Annotated in this window: 15 protein-coding genes; 9 read left to right on the forward strand and 6 right to left on the reverse strand. The window is 69.7% G+C overall.

Annotation, left to right across the window (positions count from 1 at the left end; genetic code table 11):
• Positions 1–412 precede the first annotated feature (412 nt).
• Together serS and ABXJ52_RS18215 are read left to right on the forward strand one after the other, a co-directional pair.
• Positions 413–1,702, forward strand: coding sequence for a serine--tRNA ligase (gene serS / locus ABXJ52_RS18210; protein WP_367043651.1), 1,290 nt, complete (start codon positions 413–415; stop codon positions 1,700–1,702).
• Positions 1,699–2,523 carry an HAD family hydrolase gene (locus ABXJ52_RS18215; protein ID WP_367043652.1) on the forward strand — a complete coding sequence of 275 codons (825 nt, stop codon included), beginning with the start codon at positions 1,699–1,701 and terminating at the stop codon, positions 2,521–2,523. The genes serS and ABXJ52_RS18215 overlap by 4 nt, the downstream gene beginning before the upstream one ends.
• A gap of 323 nt (positions 2,524–2,846) precedes the next feature.
• Here ABXJ52_RS18215 and ABXJ52_RS18220 read toward each other — a convergent pair whose 3' ends face one another.
• From ABXJ52_RS18220 to ABXJ52_RS18235, 4 genes are read right to left on the reverse strand one after another with little or no spacing between them, the layout of a single operon-like run.
• Complete coding sequence (locus tag ABXJ52_RS18220) at positions 2,847–3,566, reverse strand: ABC transporter permease subunit (RefSeq protein WP_367043653.1); 720 nt, start codon at positions 3,564–3,566, stop codon at positions 2,847–2,849.
• 11 nt (positions 3,567–3,577) lie between these two features.
• The gene (locus ABXJ52_RS18225; protein WP_249588953.1) at positions 3,578–4,489 is read right to left on the reverse strand and encodes an ABC transporter ATP-binding protein; all 912 of its coding nucleotides are present in this window, start codon (positions 4,487–4,489) and stop codon (positions 3,578–3,580) included.
• Complete coding sequence (locus ABXJ52_RS18230) at positions 4,486–5,391, reverse strand: ABC transporter permease (protein ID WP_367043654.1); 906 nt, start codon at positions 5,389–5,391, stop codon at positions 4,486–4,488. The genes ABXJ52_RS18225 and ABXJ52_RS18230 overlap by 4 nt, the downstream gene beginning before the upstream one ends.
• Positions 5,381–6,391, reverse strand: a complete 1,011-nt coding sequence (locus ABXJ52_RS18235; RefSeq protein ID WP_367049115.1) for an ABC transporter ATP-binding protein — start codon at positions 6,389–6,391, stop codon at positions 5,381–5,383. Before ABXJ52_RS18235 ends, ABXJ52_RS18230 begins: the two co-directional genes overlap by 11 nt.
• A gap of 274 nt (positions 6,392–6,665) precedes the next feature.
• Here ABXJ52_RS18235 and ABXJ52_RS18240 point away from each other — a divergent pair, with 274 nt between their 5' ends.
• From ABXJ52_RS18240 to ABXJ52_RS18270, 7 genes are all read left to right on the forward strand, one after another.
• Positions 6,666–7,517, forward strand: coding sequence for a M24 family metallopeptidase (locus ABXJ52_RS18240; protein WP_367043655.1), 852 nt, complete (start codon positions 6,666–6,668; stop codon positions 7,515–7,517).
• Positions 7,514–9,295, forward strand: coding sequence for an SDR family oxidoreductase (locus tag ABXJ52_RS18245; protein WP_367043656.1), 1,782 nt, complete (start codon positions 7,514–7,516; stop codon positions 9,293–9,295). The genes ABXJ52_RS18240 and ABXJ52_RS18245 overlap by 4 nt, the downstream gene beginning before the upstream one ends.
• Positions 9,292–10,239, forward strand: a complete 948-nt coding sequence (locus ABXJ52_RS18250; protein ID WP_367043657.1) for a metal-dependent hydrolase — start codon at positions 9,292–9,294, stop codon at positions 10,237–10,239. Before ABXJ52_RS18245 ends, ABXJ52_RS18250 begins: the two co-directional genes overlap by 4 nt.
• A gap of 231 nt (positions 10,240–10,470) precedes the next feature.
• Positions 10,471–11,382, forward strand: a complete 912-nt coding sequence (locus ABXJ52_RS18255; RefSeq protein WP_367049116.1) for a MerR family transcriptional regulator — start codon at positions 10,471–10,473, stop codon at positions 11,380–11,382.
• A gap of 150 nt (positions 11,383–11,532) precedes the next feature.
• A complete protein-coding gene (locus ABXJ52_RS18260) occupies positions 11,533–12,111 on the forward strand; it encodes an RNA 2'-phosphotransferase (RefSeq protein ID WP_367043658.1) in 579 nt (192 codons plus the stop codon).
• 53 nt (positions 12,112–12,164) lie between these two features.
• On the forward strand, positions 12,165–13,088 hold the full coding sequence (locus ABXJ52_RS18265; protein ID WP_367043659.1) for an LLM class flavin-dependent oxidoreductase: 924 nt from the start codon (positions 12,165–12,167) through the stop codon (positions 13,086–13,088).
• 61 nt (positions 13,089–13,149) lie between these two features.
• Positions 13,150–14,037, forward strand: coding sequence for a Cof-type HAD-IIB family hydrolase (locus ABXJ52_RS18270; RefSeq protein ID WP_367043660.1), 888 nt, complete (start codon positions 13,150–13,152; stop codon positions 14,035–14,037).
• An 86-nt stretch (positions 14,038–14,123) separates the two neighbouring features.
• Here the strand turns inward: ABXJ52_RS18270 and ABXJ52_RS18275 are convergent, their stop codons facing one another.
• Together ABXJ52_RS18275 and ABXJ52_RS18280 are read right to left on the reverse strand one after the other, a co-directional pair.
• Entirely contained in the window at positions 14,124–15,188 is a 1,065-nt protein-coding gene (locus ABXJ52_RS18275) for a M23 family metallopeptidase (protein WP_367043661.1), read from the reverse strand.
• A gap of 114 nt (positions 15,189–15,302) precedes the next feature.
• Positions 15,303–17,039 (reverse strand): GAF domain-containing protein, encoded by a 1,737-nt coding sequence (locus tag ABXJ52_RS18280; RefSeq protein ID WP_367043662.1) that lies wholly within the window; start codon positions 17,037–17,039, stop codon positions 15,303–15,305.
• Positions 17,040–17,046 lie beyond the last annotated feature (7 nt).

Below are 17,046 nucleotides of genomic sequence, written 5' to 3' on the forward strand. Positions count from 1 at the left end.
TCACCCCTCGTCCACCCTTTTCCATTGATCAACTCTTTGGAGCGAACCATTTCCACTCGAAAGTGGGTGTGAGGGTGGTTTGGGTCGGGAATCCTTCGTCGCGCATGCGGCTTTCGGAACGATCTCTTCCGGCATCCACAGATCTTTCGCACAGCCTGTGGATAACTTTTCGGCAGGGGACATTCCTGTGGACAAGTGCCCCTCCAAGTCCCCCTCCCCGCAAGGGGATCGGGTCAAGGGGGTGCGTCCCCTCTGCCCCTTTTCGGGGAATGAGGCCCTTTTCATTGACCCGGAAACCGAGAGCGGGCAGACCGTCCGTTTCCCAGAATTCCCATTCCGGCAAACCGGTCATAACGCTACAGACTGGAATATCGGGTCGAGAGCCGGAACCGCTCGACGGTAGCCTGGTGGGGTGATTGACCTTCGCCTGCTCCGTGAGGACCCCGACCGTGTTCGCGCCTCCCAGCGCGCCCGTGGAGAGGACGTCGCGCTCGTCGATGCCCTGCTCTCCGCCGACGAGCGGCGCAGGTCGTCCGGGCTCCGCTTCGACGAGCTCCGCTCCGAGCAGAAGGCGCTCGGCAAGCTCATCCCCAAGGCCTCGGGTGACGAGAAGGCCGAACTCCTGAAGAAGGCCGGCGAGCTCTCCGCCGCCGTCAAGGCGGCCAACGCCGCTCAGGACGAGGCCGACGAGGAGACCAAGCGCCTCCTCGGCCAGCTGGGCAACCTCGTGCACCCGGACGTCCCGGTCGGCGGCGAGGAGGACTTCGTCGTCCTCGACACGATCGGCACCCCGCGCGACTTCGCGGCCGAGGGCTTCGAGCCCAAGGACCACCTGGAGCTCGGCGAGACGCTGGGCGCCATCGACGTCGAGCGCGGCGCGAAGGTCTCGGGATCGCGCTTCTACTACCTCACGGGTGTCGGCGCGCTGCTCGAACTGGCCCTGGTGAACGCAGCGATCGCGCAGGCCACGGAGGCCGGCTTCATCCCGATGCTGACGCCCGCCCTGGTGCGTCCGCGCGCCATGGAGGGCACGGGCTTCCTCGGCCAGGCCGCCGAGAACGTCTACCACCTGGAGAAGGACGACTACTACCTGGTCGGCACCTCCGAGGTCGCGCTCGCCGGTTACCACATGGACGAGATCATCGACGCCGACAAGCTGCCCCTGCGGTACGCGGGCTTCTCGCCCTGCTTCCGCCGCGAGGCAGGCACGTACGGCAAGGACACCCGCGGCATCTTCCGCGTGCACCAGTTCGACAAGGTCGAGATGTTCTCGTACGTCGACCCGGCGGACGCCGAGAACGAGCACAAGCGGCTCCTGGAGTGGGAGAAGCAGTGGCTGACCGGCCTCGGCCTGCCCTTCCAGGTGATCGACGTGGCGACGGGTGACCTGGGCTCGTCGGCGTCGCGGAAGTTCGACTGCGAGGCGTGGATCCCGACGCAGGGCAAGTACCGCGAGCTGACCTCCGCGTCGAACTGCGACACCTTCCAGTCGCGCCGTCTGTCGATCCGGATGCGCGACGAGAGCGACGGCAAGAAGGTGACGCAGCCGCTCGCGACGCTGAACGGCACGCTCTGCGCCGTCCCGCGCACGATCGTCGCCCTCCTGGAGAACCACCAGCAGGCCGACGGTTCCGTGTGGGTGCCCGAGGTCCTGCGTCCGTACCTGGGGGGACGAGAGATCCTGGAGCCCATCAACAAGTGAGCCACCCTGCTCCCGCCACGCCGTCCTTCCCGTACAAGCTCGTCGCGACCGACCTCGACGGAACGCTGCTGCGCTCCGACGACACGGTCTCGGCGCGTACGCGCGACGCGCTCACCGCGGCCACCGCGGCGGGCGCCGCGCACATCATCGTCACCGGCCGTGCCGTGCCCTGGACCCGACACATCCTCGACGACCTGGGCTATGACGGCCTCGCGGTGTGCGGGCAGGGCGCGCAGGTCTACCACGCGGGCGAGCACCGGCTGCTCACCTCGGTCACGCTCGACCGGCAGCTGGCCGGCATCGCCCTCGCCAAGATAGAGGCGGAGATCGGCCCGCTGGCGCTTGCCGCGAGCCGTGACGGCCTGAACGGCGAGGTGATCGTGGGCCCTGGGTACGTGGTGCAGGACGGTCCGCTGCCCGCCGTCCCGTTCACCGATGTCGCCGAGCTGTGGGCGGCTCCGCTGAACAAGGTGTACGTGCAGCACCCGGGCCTGAGCGACGACGCGCTGGCCGCGGTGGCGCGTGAGGTGGCCGGCGGCCTGGTGGGCGTGACGATGGCCGGTGAGGGCATCGTGGAGCTTCTCCCCCTCGGCCTCTCCAAGGCGACGGGGCTGTCTCTCGCGGCCCGCCGCCTGGGCGTGAAGGCCGCGGACACGATCGCCTTCGGTGACATGCCCAACGACATCCCGATGTTCGGCTGGGCGGCTCATGGCGTGGCGATGGCCAACGCCCATGACGAGCTCAAGACGGTGGCCGACGAGGTGACGACGTCGAACGAGGACGACGGCATCGCGGCGGTGTTGGAAAGGCTGCTCGGCTGACCGTCGTGCCCGGCACCCATGACAGGGCCTGGCCGACGCACTGAGGCCGGGCACCGAAAGATTCGGCCCCGGCCCAGTGCAACGGGTGGGCGGCCCGCGCAGCGAAGTGCGCGCTCGAAGCGGCCGCCCCGGGCAACTCCCCCGTGGGCGGGGCTCTACGGAGTGAGTAACTACTCCGAAGCCTGCCGCGGGCTGCCCTGATGGGAACTCGACGGACTACTGATGGGCACGTCGGCTCCTCTCCCGGTAAGCGGGCGCCAGGGTCGTGGCGCGGTGACACAACTACTGTGCCCGCGCCACGGCTCGGCCCGCCACTGAATTACTCACTCTTCCCCGGCCAGCGTCAGCGACCGCAGCTTCTGTCCGGCATACCAGGTGGCGAGGACCGTGACGGCGACAAGGAGCACCGTGGCGACCGGCAGTCCGACGTCCGAGGTGACGAGGTCTCCGCCCGCGGTCTTCTGGGCGACGGCGAGCGACCACTGCTGGACGCTGAGCGTGCGCGCCCCGGAGACCAGCGACCCGAAGAGGGCCTCCCACACGAGGGCGTAGACGAGCCCGAAGACCACCGCGTGCCGGGTGATGGTGCCGAGCAGCAGGAAGATCGCGGCGTACGCGATGGAGGCGACCAGGGCGGCGATCGTGTACGCCACGGCGATCTGCTGGCCGTTGCCGTTCAGGATCATGCCCGCGATGAAGGTCGGGACCGCGGAGAAGGCCATGGTCACGGCGATGGCCACGGTGAGCTTGGTGATGATGATCGTGGGCCGCTTGACCGGCTTGGAGAGGAGATAGACGACGGAGCCGTCGTCGATCTCCGGGCCGATGGCTCCGGTGCCGGCGATGACGCCGATGATCGGCACCATCGTGGCGAGCGCGAAGCCGCCGAGGAGGTCGGAGGCGACCTGGTCGTCGGCGCCGCTGAATCCGCGGACCGCCGCGGCGATGACGATCAGCAGGACGGGCAGGGCGAAGAGGATCAGGGCCCGGCGGCGGCCGAGCAGGGCCCGGTAGGTGAGCCGGGCGACAGTGGGGTCGTACACGATGGCTCCCTTCAGGCCGCGACGAGATAGGAGAAGACCGACTCGAGGGACTCGTCCGATGGCGAGACCGTGAGCAGTCGGATGTCGTGATCGCGGGCGATGCGTGGCAACAGGGCGGTGAAGCGCCCGAAGTCGATGGCTTGGATGCGCAGGGCGCCTTCCTTGAGGTCGACTTCGATTCCTGCCGTCGACGGGTCAGCGATCAGGGCGGCGGCCAGGGCGCGGTCGTCGCTGGAACGCACGAGGTAGCGGTGCGGGCGGTCGGTCATCAGACGGCGGATCTTGCGGAAGTCGCCGCTTGCCGCGTGCCGGCCGGCCACGATCACCTCGATGTGCGAGGCCAGTTGCTCGACCTCTTCGAGGATGTGCGAGGAGAACAGGACCGTGCGGCCCTCGTCCCCCATGCGCCGCAGCAGGTCCATCAGCTGCATGCGCTGGCGGGGATCCATGCCGTTGAACGGCTCGTCGAGCAGGAGCACGGACGGTTCGTGGACGAGGGCGGACGCCATCTTCACGCGCTGGCGCATGCCCTTGCTGTACGTCGAGATCTTGCGGTCCTGTGCGTACTCCATCTCGACCGTGGCGAGGGCCTTGTGCGCCGCCCGCTCGTCCAGGCCGTGCAACTCGGCGTTGGCGACGACGAATTCGCGTCCCGTGAGGAAGTCGTACATCGCCTCGCGCTCGGGGACGATGCCGATGTCCTTGTAGATCTGTTCGTTGCGCCAGATCGGCTTGGCGTCGAGGGTGACGCTGCCGGTGGAGGGGGCGAGGAAGCCGCCCATCATGTTGATGAGGGTGGACTTCCCCGCGCCGTTCGGGCCGAGGAGTCCGGTGACGCCGGGTCCTACGTTCATCGTGATGTCGTTGACCGCCACCACGTTGCCGAACCAGCGGGAGGTGTGGTCGATGTTGATCGTGCTCACAGCCCGACCTTTCGGTAGCGGCGCAGCAGGGCGCCGTAGCAGCCCGCGATGAGGGCGAGGACGACGATCACGTAGACCACGCCTGTGCCGGACGAGGGGCCTTCCCCTCCGGGGAAGGCGGAGGTCGCGCCGAGGAAGGCGGACTGTACGCCGTCGATGAGCGTAATCGGCGAGAAGAGGCCGAGCCAGGCGATGGCGTCGGTGCTGCCCTGTTCGTAGGCGATGGCCTGGACCGTGGACACCGCTCCGTAGCTGATGGTCAGGACGGCGATGACGGCGGCGATCCCGAAGCCGCGGCGGGGTGTGACGGCCGAGACGACGAGGGCGATGCCGGAGAAGAGGAGCGAGAGCAGCGCCACGGAGACGAGGCCCTGGGCGAAGCCCTTGGTCTGGTCCGCGAAGTCGAGCTTGGCGAGCAGCGCCCCTACGTAGAGGACGAGCAGCGGTGCGGCCGTGAGGATGAAGAGGGCCGAGGCCATCGCCGCGAACTTGGCGCGTACGTAGTCGCTGTGCTCGATGGGGCGGGAGAAGTAGAGGGGGACGGTCTTGAAGCGCAGGTCGCGCGAGACGGTCTGGGGGGCCTGGGCGGCGAGGTAGAGGCTGATGACGGCCTGCAGCAGGATCGCGTATCGGGTGTATTCGACGGGGAGGTCGTTCGCCTTCGTGGTCACGGCGACCGCCACCATGATCGCGGCGGGGACGCACATCACCGCGAAGAGGATCATGGGGAGCACCTTGGACTTGGCCGAGCGGCCGAGTCCGTACGCCCCGCGCAGGCTCTGTGAGAAGAGCGAGCGGCGGGCATAGGCACGGCCCAGGCGCGGGCCGTCGTAGTTGCGATAGCCGATGTTGTGGATCTGTGTCTGTTCGCCGGCGTGTGCCGGGGGCTGCTCAACCGCCATGGCGGACCGCCTCCTTCCGCGCTTCGTCCCGGCCGGACTGCTCGGGTTGTTCCGTTTGCTTGGTCTGTTCGGACTGTTCGGACTGGAAGACCTCGGCGATGTGGTGCCTGCGCTGTTCCATCCGGACCAGCCCGAGGCCGAGGTCCGCGACCAGATCGCGGACCAGGTCGTACGTCTCGTCACCGACCGCTTCGAGCAGCACAGTGTGCCCCGCGCCGGGCAGGCCGCTTCCCTCGTGGGTGACGACCCCACGGCTCTGCAGCGCCTCGCGGAACACCTGGGTGCCGTCGGGGTGTTCGTCGGTGTCCGTCACCTCGACCGCCAGCGTCGTCGTGGTCTGCGTGAAGTCGGTGGTGGAGCTGGACCGCAGGAGCTTGCCGCCGTCGATGACGACGACGTGGTCGCAGGTGCGTTCCAGCTCGCCGAGCAGGTGCGAGGTGACCAGGACGGAGATGCCGAAGTCCGTGTGGACGCGGCGGATCAGACCGAGCATCTCGTCGCGGCCCACGGGGTCGAGGCCGTTGGTCGGTTCGTCCAGGAAGACCAGATCGGGGTCGTGGACGAGGGCCTGCGCGAGCTTCACGCGCTGCTTCATCCCCGTCGAGTAGCCCCCGATGGGGCGGTAGCGCTCCTCGTACAGGCCGACGTGCCGCAGGGTGTCCGCGGTGCGCTCACGGGCTGCCGTGGGTGGCAGGCCCGACATGCGCGCCATGTGGACGACGAACTCGGTGGCCGAGACGTCGGGCGGCAGGCAGTCGTGCTCGGGCATATAGCCGACGCGCTCACGGATCTGGCCGCCACTGGTGGCGACGTCGAGGCCGAGCACAGCGGCGGTGCCCTCCGTGGCGGGGGACAGACCCAGCAGGATCTTGATCAGAGTGGACTTGCCGGCTCCATTGGCTCCGACGAGTCCGGTCACACCGGGCCCGATGTCCATGGAGAGCCGGTCAAGCGCGGTCACCCTCGGGAACCGCTTGCTCAGGCTTTCGGTCGCGATCACAGTCACGATTCGAAGGTAGTGGCGCAGACCACACCGGGCGTCAGACCAGGGTGCTGTCCTTGCATCACTCTCGGGTATTACGGGCCCGTAGGGGTCGTCCTGAGGTCGGCCCCTGGGGGACAACCCGGAGGTTCCCCCGGAGCCCGGCCCGGCTCGTGCTCAGCTATTGACGTAGCCGCTGAGCATTGTCACATTCATCAGTGTCAAGTTACGGACGCGTACTGCGATGGACCGGACACGCGTATTGCGATGACGGACACGGACGGACGGTGGCATGACCTCAGCAGTGGCAGGTGAACTCCCCGCGGATCTGCGGGGGTTCAGGGAAGTGCAGACCCTCGCGTATGAATGCGCGGAGGCGGTCGCGGCGCAGCTCAGGCCGGGCGTGACCGAGCGCGAGGCGGCTCGGATGCAGCGTGAGTGGCTGCGTGAGCGAGGTGTGCGGGACTGGTTCCATCTGCCCTTCGCCTGGTTCGGGGACCGCACGGCGTTCGTGAACTTCCGGATACCGCTGCAGTTCTTCCCCACCAATCGCCGTCTCGAGCCGGGGATGCCCTTCATCCTCGACGTGGCCCCGATCTACAAGGGATATACGGCGGACATCGGTTACTCGGGCTGCCTCGGCCTCAATCCCGTGCACGACAAGCTGCTCGCCGACCTGGAGGCGCACCGCGAGCTGCTCCTGCGCGAGGTGCGTGAGCGCCGCCCGTTGCGCGAGATCTATGAGGACGTGGATCGGCTCATGGTCCGCCAGGGCTATGCCAACCGCCATCGTGCGTATCCCTTCGGCGTCATCGCGCACAAGGTCGACCGGGTCAAGGAGCGCCGGTTCTCGCCGAACGTCTTCGGCTTCGGCACACAGTCCTTGAAGGGGCTCGCCGGCGACGCGATCCATGGCCACCGGGACGGCTGGTCGCCGCTCTGGTCGCCGTACAAATTCTCCGACCACCCACCCCGGAAGGGGCTCTGGGCGGTCGAACCGCACCTCGGATTCCGGGGTACGGGCGCGAAGTTCGAGGAGATCCTGGTCGTCACCGACTCCAAGGACCCCGAGCAGAGCGCGTTCTGGCTCGACGACGATCTGCCGCATGTGCGGCGCTGGGCTGAGGAGAGGGCCGCCGCATGACCACGGGAGGAATCACCACGGGGATCAAGGGCGCCCGCGAGCGCTGGGTGCGTACCGGCGGAGTGGAGCTGTGCGTCGCCGAGCTCGGCGACCCCACGCAGCCCACGGTGCTGCTCGTGCACGGTTATCCGGACTCCAAGGAGGTCTGGTCCCAGGTCGCCGAGCGCCTCGCCGACCGCTTCCATGTCGTGCTCTACGACGTGCGTGGTCACGGCAGGTCGATGGCACCGCAGCCCCTGCGCGGCGGCTTCACGCTGGAGAAGCTGACCGATGACTTCGTGGCCGTCGCGGACGCGGTCAGCCCGGACAGGCCGGTGCATCTGGTCGGCCATGACTGGGGTTCGGTGCAGGCCTGGGAGTTCGTCACGGTCAAGCGCACCGAGGGCCGCATCGCGTCCTTCACCTCGATGTCCGGGCCCTCGCTCGACCACTTCGGGCACTGGATCAAGAAGCGGATGACCCGGCCCACACCCCGCAAGGTCGGCCAGCTCCTCGGCCAGGGCGCCAAGTCCTGGTACGTGTACATGCTGCACACGCCCGTGCTCCCGGAGCTGGCCTGGCGCGGCCCGCTCGGCAAGCGGTGGCCGAAGATCCTTGAGCGCATGGAGAAGGTGCCGTCGGGCGACTATCCGACGTCGTCGCTGCCCTCGGACGCCGCACACGGAGCATGGCTCTACCGCGACAACGTCCGCGCGCGGATGCGCAGGCCCCGCGCCGACGCCTATGCGCACGCCCCTGTGCAGCTCATCACGCCGTCCGGGGACATCTTCCTGTCCGAGCGGCTCTACGACGAACTGGGGCAGTGGGCTCCTCAGTTGGTGCGCCGGAGCATCCCGGCCAAGCATTGGGTGCCCCGCACCCGGCCCGACCAACTGGCGTCTTGGATCACGGACTTCGTCACCACGAACGAGGACGGCATGCCCGCCAACGACAGTGTGGCCACGGGGAAGCACGCCGACCGCTTCGGGGGTCAGCTGGTGCTTGTCACGGGCGCGGGCAGCGGTATCGGCCGGGCCACCGCCTTCGCGTTCGCCGAGGCGGGCGCACGCGTCGTCGCCGTCGACCGGGACGCGGAGACCGCGGCGCGCACGGCGGAGATGGCCCGTCTGATCGGCGCCCCCGAGGCATGGGGCGAGACGGTCGACGTCTCCGACGAGCAGGCGATGGAGAAGCTCGCCGAGAAGGTCGCCAGGGAGTACGGCATCGTCGACGTTTTGGTGAACAACGCGGGGGTCGGCCTCTCCGGCTCGTTCCTCGACACGAGCGCCGACGACTGGAAGAAGGTTCTCGACGTCAATCTGTGGGGCGTGATCCACGGCTGCCGGCTCTTCGGCAACCAGATGGCGGAGCGCGGCCAGGGCGGCCACATCGTCAACACCGCGTCCGCGGCGGCGTATCAGCCCTCCAAAGCCCTGCCCGCCTACAGCACCTCCAAGGCGGCGGTCCTGATGCTCAGCGAATGCCTGCGCGCGGAGCTGGCGCGCCAGGGCATCGGGGTCTCCGCGATATGCCCGGGCATTGTGAACACGAACATCACGGCGACCGCGCGCTTCGCCGGCGTCGACGCCGAGGAGGAGAAGCGCCGCCAGAAGAAGTCCTCGCGCCTGTACGGCCTGCGGAACTACCCACCGGAGAAGGTCGCCGACGCGATCCTGCGCGCGGTCGTGAAGAACCAGGCGGTGATCCCGGTCACCCCGGAGGCCCGTGGCGCCCACCTCATGTCGCGTTTCACGCCCAAGGCCCTGCGCGCGATAGCCCGATTGGAGCCGCCGCTGTGAGTACGGAGAAGAGCACGGGCACGGACACCGGGGAGCATGGCCTCGAAGAGCACTACACGATCGTTCCGCGCCGGGTCTCGTTCGACTGGGAGCGGACCCCCCTGCACTGGATACCGGACGAGCCCACCGCCACCCACGTGATCAACGTGCTGCATCTGCTTCTCCCCGCGGGGGAGCGGTGGTTCGTGAAGGTCTTCAAGGAAGGTCTGCCCCTGGTCACCGACCAGGTGCTGCTCAGGGACGTCAAGGGGTTCATGGGCCAGGAGGCCACGCACAGCGTGCAGCACGCGCACGTGCTCGATCACCTGGCCGCGCAGCGGCTCGACACCGCCGCGTTCACCAAGTACGTCGACTTCCTCTTCGAGAAACTCCTCGGCGAGAAGCCGCCGTTGGGTGCTCCGATACCGACGCAGGAGTGGCTGCGTTTCCGCCTCGCGGTCGTCGCGGCGATCGAGCAGTTCACGGCGGTCCTGGGGAACTGGGTGCTGCACGCCGACGGCCTGGATCACGCGGGCGCCGACGAGGTCATGCTCGACCTGCTGCGCTGGCACGGCGCGGAGGAGGTGGAGCACCGCTCTGTCGCCTTCGACATGTATCAGCACTGCGGCGGCGACGGCCTGCCCCGCTATGCCCGCCGCATCGCGGGCATGACGGTCACGGCGCCCGTGATGCTGTACCTGTGGGTCTGGGGCACCGCCTATCTGATGCGTCGTGACCCTCGGCTCGCGGGCCGCCTTCGCTACTCGCTCGGCGAGCACAACAGGGCCGTCAGGAAGGGGCTGCTGCCCCCGTGGCGGGAGCTCGGTGCGGCCATACCCCGCTATCTGCGGCGGTCGTACCATCCCTCGCAGGAGGGCTCGCTGCGCAGGGCCGTGGAATATCTGGCGGAGTCACCCGCGGCACGGGCCGCGGCCGCTGCGGTCGGCCGAGCGGCCATCGCCTAGCACGAGGGTACGGAGGCGGGGAGCGTGGACGAGCAGTCGGACGCCGGGCTGGGACCGGTGGACCAGCCCGGCGCCGGGCCGGGGCCGGTGGATCACCACGATGCCGGGCACAGGCCGGCGGATCACCACGGCGCCGGGCCGGGGCCGGCGGATCACCACGGCACCGGGCACAGGACCGGGCACAGGCCGGCGGAGCACCACGGCACCGGGCACAGGCCGGCGGAGTACCGCATCGAGGACCTGGCGCACCTCAGCGGCGCCACCGTCCGCACGATCCGCGCCTACCAGGACCGCGGCCTGCTCCCCCGGCCCGAGCGGCGCGGCCGGGCCAATGTGTACGGCGACGCACACCTGGCCCGGTTGCGGCAGATAGCCGATCTGCTCGACAGGGGGTACACCCTGGCCTCCATCAAGGAGCTGCTCGAAGCCTGGGACGCGGGCCGTGGGCTCGGCGGCGTCCTGGGGCTGGCCGCCGAGGTCGGCGGGCCGTGGACGGACGAGAAGGCCGACCGGATGACCCGGGCGGAGCTGGACGCGGCGTTCGGCGGTGAGCCGGACGAGGCGGCGGTGGCCGACGCGATCGCGCTCGGCGTGCTCGAACCCATGCCGGGCAAGGACGACGAGTTCCTGGTGCCGAGTCCGCAAGAGCTGGCCGTGGCCGTGGAGTTGCACGCCGCCGGGGTTCCGCTGTCCGCGATCTCGGGCCACCTGCGGGAGTTGAGGGGGCAGGTCGAGCACATAGCGGCCCGTTTCCTGGAGTTCACGACCGAGCATGTCTTCGCCCGCTACCTCGGCCAGCACCCGCCGAGCGAGGCGGACGCGGCGGAGGCGGCTGCGCTCGTCCGGCGCCTGCGGCCGCTCGCCCAGCAGTCCGTCGACGCCGAACTGGCCCGTGCGATGCGTCTGTTCGCCACTCGGCACCTCCAGCAGCACCTAGCCGCCGGGCAACCGGCTCAACGTACGAATGAGCCGGTTCCGGTAGCGCTGCCCGCGGCGACAATGCAGGCCGTGGAGGCGCTGGTTGGTCGGGAGAACGCTGCCGCGTTCGTAGCCGCCGCCGCTGAACAAGAGGTGCAGAAACGGACATTGGACTCCCTGGCCTCAAGTCACCTTAAACATGGATCCCTTGGTCAAATAGAGTGAACTACACCGGTGTTGTCCACAGAATCGCCAATTGGCCTGTGGATAACTGGACTTGGTTGTGGATCAAACCTGTGGGCGAAAAGTGGTGGATGAAAAGTCGGTGGACGAAAATCAAGTGCGGGGAGAACGAATCGGCGCGAGGCTGAACGGATGAATAGAGAAGCCCCCTCCGACGACGCGGCGGGCGAGCGACGCACCGTCAGGGTGTCGAAATACCTGTCCAAGCACCTGCGCCATCAGCCGGAGAGAATCGGCCTCACGCTCGACGAGGGCGGATGGGTGGAGATCGACGCGCTCATCGCGGCAGCGGCGGCGCACGGATTCCGCTTCACCCATGCCGAGCTGGAGCACGTGGTGGCCGTGAACGACAAACAGCGCTTCGCCGTGGACGGCGGCCGGATCCGCGCCAGTCAGGGGCACTCCGTCGACGTCGACCTCGATCTGCCTCCGGCGACCCCGCCCGCGTACCTCTTCCACGGCACGGTGATCCACAACATCGCCGCGATCCGCGCCGAAGGCCTGCGGCCCATGAACCGCCATGCCGTGCACCTCTCGCCCGACCGCGAGACCGCCACCCGTGTCGGCGCCCGCCGCGGGCGGCCCGTCGTTCTCTCCGTCGACACGGGCGCGATGCACCACGACGGGCATGTCTTCCAGGTCAGCGCCAACGGCGTCTGGCTCACCGCCGCCGTACCCGCCGCATACCTCCGCTTCCCCGCCGGGCACTGACCCGTCCGGGGCGAGCTGAAGGGGCGCGGCTTCTCCGGCATACGCTCTGACACATGAGTCTGCGTCTGAGCACCGTGATCCTGCCCGTCCGCCGTTGGCACGAAGGCGGAAAGGAGCGCTGGCAGCGGGCCGAGGAGCTGGGCTTCCACACCGCGTACACCTACGACCACCTCTCCTGGCGGACCTTCCGGGACGGGCCCTGGTTCGGCGCGGTGCCGACCCTGACCGCCGCCGCGGCCGTCACCGACCGGCTGCGCCTGGGCACCCTGGTCACCTCGCCGAACTTCCGGCACCCGGTGACCCTCGCCAAGGACCTGATCACGCTGGACGACGTGTCCGACGGCCGGATCACCCTCGGCATCGGCGCGGGCGGCAACGGCTTCGACGCCACCGCGCTGCTCAAGGCGGGCGAAGAGCCCTGGACTCCGCGCGCACGGGCCGACCACTTCGGCGAGTTCCTGCCGCTGCTCGACCGTCTCCTGACCGAGGACGTCGTCTCGTACGAGGGGGAGTACTACTCGGCATCCGAGGTGCGCAACATTCCGGGCTGCGTCCAGCGCCCCCGGCTGCCCTTCGCGGTCGCCGCCACCGGACCGCGCGGCCTGAAGCTCGCCGCGCGTCACGGGCAGGCTTGGGTGACCACGGGCGACCCGAAACTCTTCGAGAACGGCATCCCGGAGCAGTCACTTCAAGCCATCCGCGGACAGGCCGAGAAGCTGGCCGCGGCGTGTGACGCGATCGGCCGGGACGTCGACGAGCTCGACAAGATCCTGCTCACCGGGTTCACTCCGGACCGCCCCCTGGACTCCTTCGACGCCTTCGTCGACTTCGCGGGCAACCACGCTGAGCTGGGCTTCAACGAGATCGTGCTGCACTGGCCGCTGCCCGGCACGGATTTCGCGGCCGACGAGAAGGTCTTCGAGCGCATCGCCACCGAAGCCCTGGCCCAGCTGGGAGGCAGCACGGCGGAGGCATAAAGGCACTCAGATGTGCGCCCCAGCGCACGCCCGTGCGCTCATGTGCGGGACAATCGATGGCGTGACCTCAGCTACCCCACGGCCCAAGACCCCGGCCGCCTCCGCCCCCCACCGGCCCAAGGCCCGGCTGATCGCCACGGACCTGGACGGCACCCTTCTGCGTGACGACAAGTCCGTATCCGACCGCACCGTCGCCGCCCTCGCCGCCGCCGAGCGGGCCGGGATCGAGGTCTTCTTCGTGACCGGCCGCCCGGCCCGCTGGATGGACGTCGTCAGCGCCCACGTGCACGGCCACGGCCTCGCCATCTGCGGCAACGGCGCCGCCGTTGTCGACCTGCACGACGGATCCGGCGGCCATCGCTTCGTGAAGGTGCGGGAGCTGCGCAGCCAGGACGCCCTCGACGTCGTCCGGCTGCTGCGCGCGGCGGCCCCCGGCACGTCCTTCGCGGTCGAGCGGACCGGCGGACTGCACCACGAACCGACGTACCCGCCCCTGCACCTTGAGCCCGGCGAGAGCGTCGCCCCCGCGGAGAAGCTCCTCGCCGAGGACTCCGAGAACGCGACCCAGCCCATCCTGAAGGTCCTCGCCTTCCACCCCGAGATCGCCCCCGACGACTTCCTCGTCGTGGCCCGCGAGGCCGTGCGGGGCCAGGTCGAGATCACCCGCTCGAGCCCGAGCGCCCTGCTCGAGATCAGCGGTCCGGGAGTCTCCAAGGCCAGCACCCTGGAGCTGTGCTGCGCCGAGCGCGGCATCACTCCGGCGGAGGTGGTCGCCTTCGGGGACATGCCGAACGACATCGAGATGCTCGCCTGGGCGGGCACGTCGTACGCGATGGGCAACGCGCACCCGGACGTGCTCGCCGCCGCCTCGGGGCACACGGTCGCCAACAACGAGGACGGCGTCGCGGTCGTCATCGAACGCATCCTGCGCGAGCAACAGGATCAGTAGCGGCTCCCACTGAGCGTCAGAGACGCGACCAGTAGCCACACCCACTGAGCGTCAGAGCCGCGACCAGTAGCCGCACCCACTGAGCGTCAGAGCCTCACTCCCCGCTCGTCCAGCCACTCGACGGGGTCCACGCCCGACCCCAGCTGCGGCGTGAGCCGCACCTCGAAGTGGAGGTGCGGCCCCGTCGAGTTGCCGGTGGTGCCCGCCTGCCCGACCCACTGGCCGGGGTCCACCCGTTCCCCCTGGTCGACGGTGACGGCGGCCAGGTGCGCGTACTGCGTGTAGTAACCGTCCTCGTGTTCCACCAGGACCGCGATGCCGAAGGCGCCGCCGCACGACACGGACACCACCCGGCCCGCGCCGACCGACCGCACCGGGGCCCCGATGCCGACCGCGAAGTCCTGCCCGGTGTGCCGGTGCGACCAGCGGCCACCGGCGCTGTCGAAGCCCGCCGACAGCTCGTACGTCTCGACGGGCGCCGTCCACGCGCGCGTGGAGACCGTTTCCGGCTGATCCAGGCGTACGGCGCCTCTGCACTGACCGGCGGCGACCGCCCGGTCGGCCTCGCCCTGCAAGGTCCACTGCGCGGCTTCCAGCTTGCTCTCGATCCCCCGCTTCAGCTCCGCGAGATGCTCGCTGCGGCGGTCGAGGGTGCGTTCGGCGCGGTCCGCGGTGCGCTTGGCGTCCGCGAGCCTGGCGGCGGCCCGCCGGGTCTTGTCGACGGTGTGGGTGGCCGCGAGATCCGCCTGCCGCAGCAGCCGCCGGCCACGCATCAGCTCTTCGGGGCTCTCGGCGAGCAGGAGTTGGGCGGCCTGGGAAAGGGCGCCGCCGCTGCGGTACTGGGCGTTGGCCAGCCGGCCGAGGTCCGCGTGCAGCGCGTCGGCCGCGCGCCGCTTCTTCTTCAGGAGACGGTTGAGTTTGCGGACCTTCGCGCGCTGCGCCTCGGCGGCGTACCGCCCCACTTCGTAGCGCGCGGTAGCCAGGGAGGCCTCCTCGTAGAGGCGTGCCACTTCGGCGCTCGCGCCCGGCCCGTCGCCCGCTCCCTCGCCCGGCTCCTCGGAGGCGCCCGCGGGTGTGGGGCACAGGAGTGCGCACAGCAGCAGTGTCACGGCGACGAGCGGATGACGGGCACCGCGGTGGCTCAAGCGCATGTCGGGGATCGTTGCCGCGCGGCCGTCACCGGGTCCTGCCCGACTGGTGCACCCGGGGCACCCGATGCCCCGAACAGCCCCCTTCCGTACGGCCGAACAGGGGCCCCGCCCCTCCTAGTACGGCGCCTGCCACACCACCGTCGTACCGCCGCCGTCCTCCCCGGTGCCGGGCCCGTACCAACTGTCCCCGCCGAGCGACTCCGCACGCCTCTTGAGGTTCTTCAGGCCGCTGCGCCGGCCGCCCTCCGCGATGCCGACACCGTCGTCCGAGACCGTCAGGCGTACGCCCCGCTGCCCGTCGGGCAGGGTCACCGTCGCGTCGACGACGACATCGATCCGGTCGGCGTGCGCGTGCCGGAACGCGTTGGACAGCGCCTCGCGCAGCGCGGCGATGAGGTTCTTGCCGGATAGCTCGCCGACCACGGTGTCTACGGGGCCCACGAAGTGGTGCGTGGGCTTGAAGCCGAGCGGCACCGCGGCCATGTTGATCTCGCGAAGTACGCGCGTACGCAAGCCCGAAGGAGCCTCTGCCGGGCCCTGCTGCAAGGCGAAGATCGCGGTCCGGATCTCCTGGATGGTCACGTCCAGTTCGTCGACGGCCTTGCCCACGCCGGTCTGCACCTCGGGCACGACGGACCGGCGCTGGGCGCTCTCCAGCATCATCCCGGTGGCGAACAGGCGCTGGATCACGAGGTCGTGCAGGTCCCGTGCGATCCGGTCGCGGTCCTCGTACACGGCGAGCCGTTCACGGTCGCGCTGTGCCTCGGCCATCATCAGCGCGAGGGCGGCCTGCGAGGCGAACTGGGTGGCGAGGGTCCGCTCGGTCTCGCTGAAGTGCCGTGCGCCACGCGCGCGTGGCGTGACGAGCGTCCCCATGACGCGGCCGTCGCTCTGCAGGGGCAGCATCATGACGGGGCCGTAGCCGCGGGCGAGGTCGGTCATCACGCGGGGGTCGGTGGCCGCGTCGTCCAGGAACACGGAGTCCCCGGCGAGCAGATCGGAGATGATCCGGCTCTCCGGGGGGACGATCACGCCGAGCATGCCGGAGGGTTCGTCCGAGGAGACGGCGACGATCTCCATGCCGCCCTCCTCGTCGGGCAGGAGCACGATCCCGGCTGCCGAGTCGGCCAGATGGCGGGCCTGTTCGGCGACGACGGCGAGCGCCTCCTCCGCGTCGCTTCCCGAGAGCAGCGCCGTGGTGACCGCCACGGAGCCGTCGATCCAGCGCTCGCGCTGCATGGCGGCCTCGTAGAGGCGGGCGTTGCCGATGGCGATGCCCGCCTCCGTGGCGAGGACGCGGACCATGTGGACGTCGTACTCGTTGAAGTCGGCGCCGCCCCGCTTCTCGGTCAGATAGAGGTTGCCGAAGATCTCGCCCTGGACGCGGATGGGAACGCCGAGGAAGGTCCGCATCGGCGGGTGGTGGGGCGGAAAGCCGCACGAGCGCGGATCGGCCGAGAGGTGCGCGAGGCGCAGGGTCTCCGGCTGGTGGATGAGGGCGCCGAGCAGCCCCTTGTGGCCGTCGGGCAATCGCCCGATCCGCTCGGCGGTCTCCTCGTCGATGCCGGTGTAGACGAAGTCGGAGAGGCCCTTGCCGTCCTCGGATACGACGCCGATCGCCGCGTAGTGGGCGTCCGCGAGCTCGGCCGCCGTCTCGCAGATGCGGTCGAGCGTGGTGTGCAGTTCGAGACCCGCGCCGACCGAGCGCATCGCCTCCAGGAGCTGCGGCACGCGCGCGGTCAGCTCGGGGGAGAGCCCGTGCAGGCCACGGGTCGCCTGCTTCGCCGCCTCTGCCGAGTCCGATGTGCCGTCGGGCTGGGGAGAGGCGGCGGAGGCCGAGGGGGCTGACATGCCTTTG

It is taken from the genome of Streptomyces sp. Je 1-332 (genome assembly GCF_040730185.1).
Lineage (GTDB): Bacteria > Actinomycetota > Actinomycetes > Streptomycetales > Streptomycetaceae > Streptomyces.

Bases quoted from the DNA above. Each gene is read 5' to 3' on its own strand.
- ABXJ52_RS18230 (WP_367043654.1), bottom strand. From the start codon at position 5,391: ATGGCGGTTGAGCAGCCCCCGGCACACGCCGGCGAACAGACACAGATC.
- ABXJ52_RS18240 (WP_367043655.1), top strand. From the start codon at position 6,666: ATGACCTCAGCAGTGGCAGGTGAACTCCCCGCGGATCTGCGGGGGTTC.
- ABXJ52_RS18245 (WP_367043656.1), top strand. From the start codon at position 7,514: ATGACCACGGGAGGAATCACCACGGGGATCAAGGGCGCCCGCGAGCGC.
- ABXJ52_RS18260 (WP_367043658.1), top strand. From the start codon at position 11,533: ATGAATAGAGAAGCCCCCTCCGACGACGCGGCGGGCGAGCGACGCACC.
- ABXJ52_RS18265 (WP_367043659.1), top strand. From the start codon at position 12,165: ATGAGTCTGCGTCTGAGCACCGTGATCCTGCCCGTCCGCCGTTGGCAC.
- ABXJ52_RS18275 (WP_367043661.1), bottom strand. From the start codon at position 15,188: ATGCGCTTGAGCCACCGCGGTGCCCGTCATCCGCTCGTCGCCGTGACA.
- ABXJ52_RS18280 (WP_367043662.1), bottom strand. From the start codon at position 17,039: ATGTCAGCCCCCTCGGCCTCCGCCGCCTCTCCCCAGCCCGACGGCACA.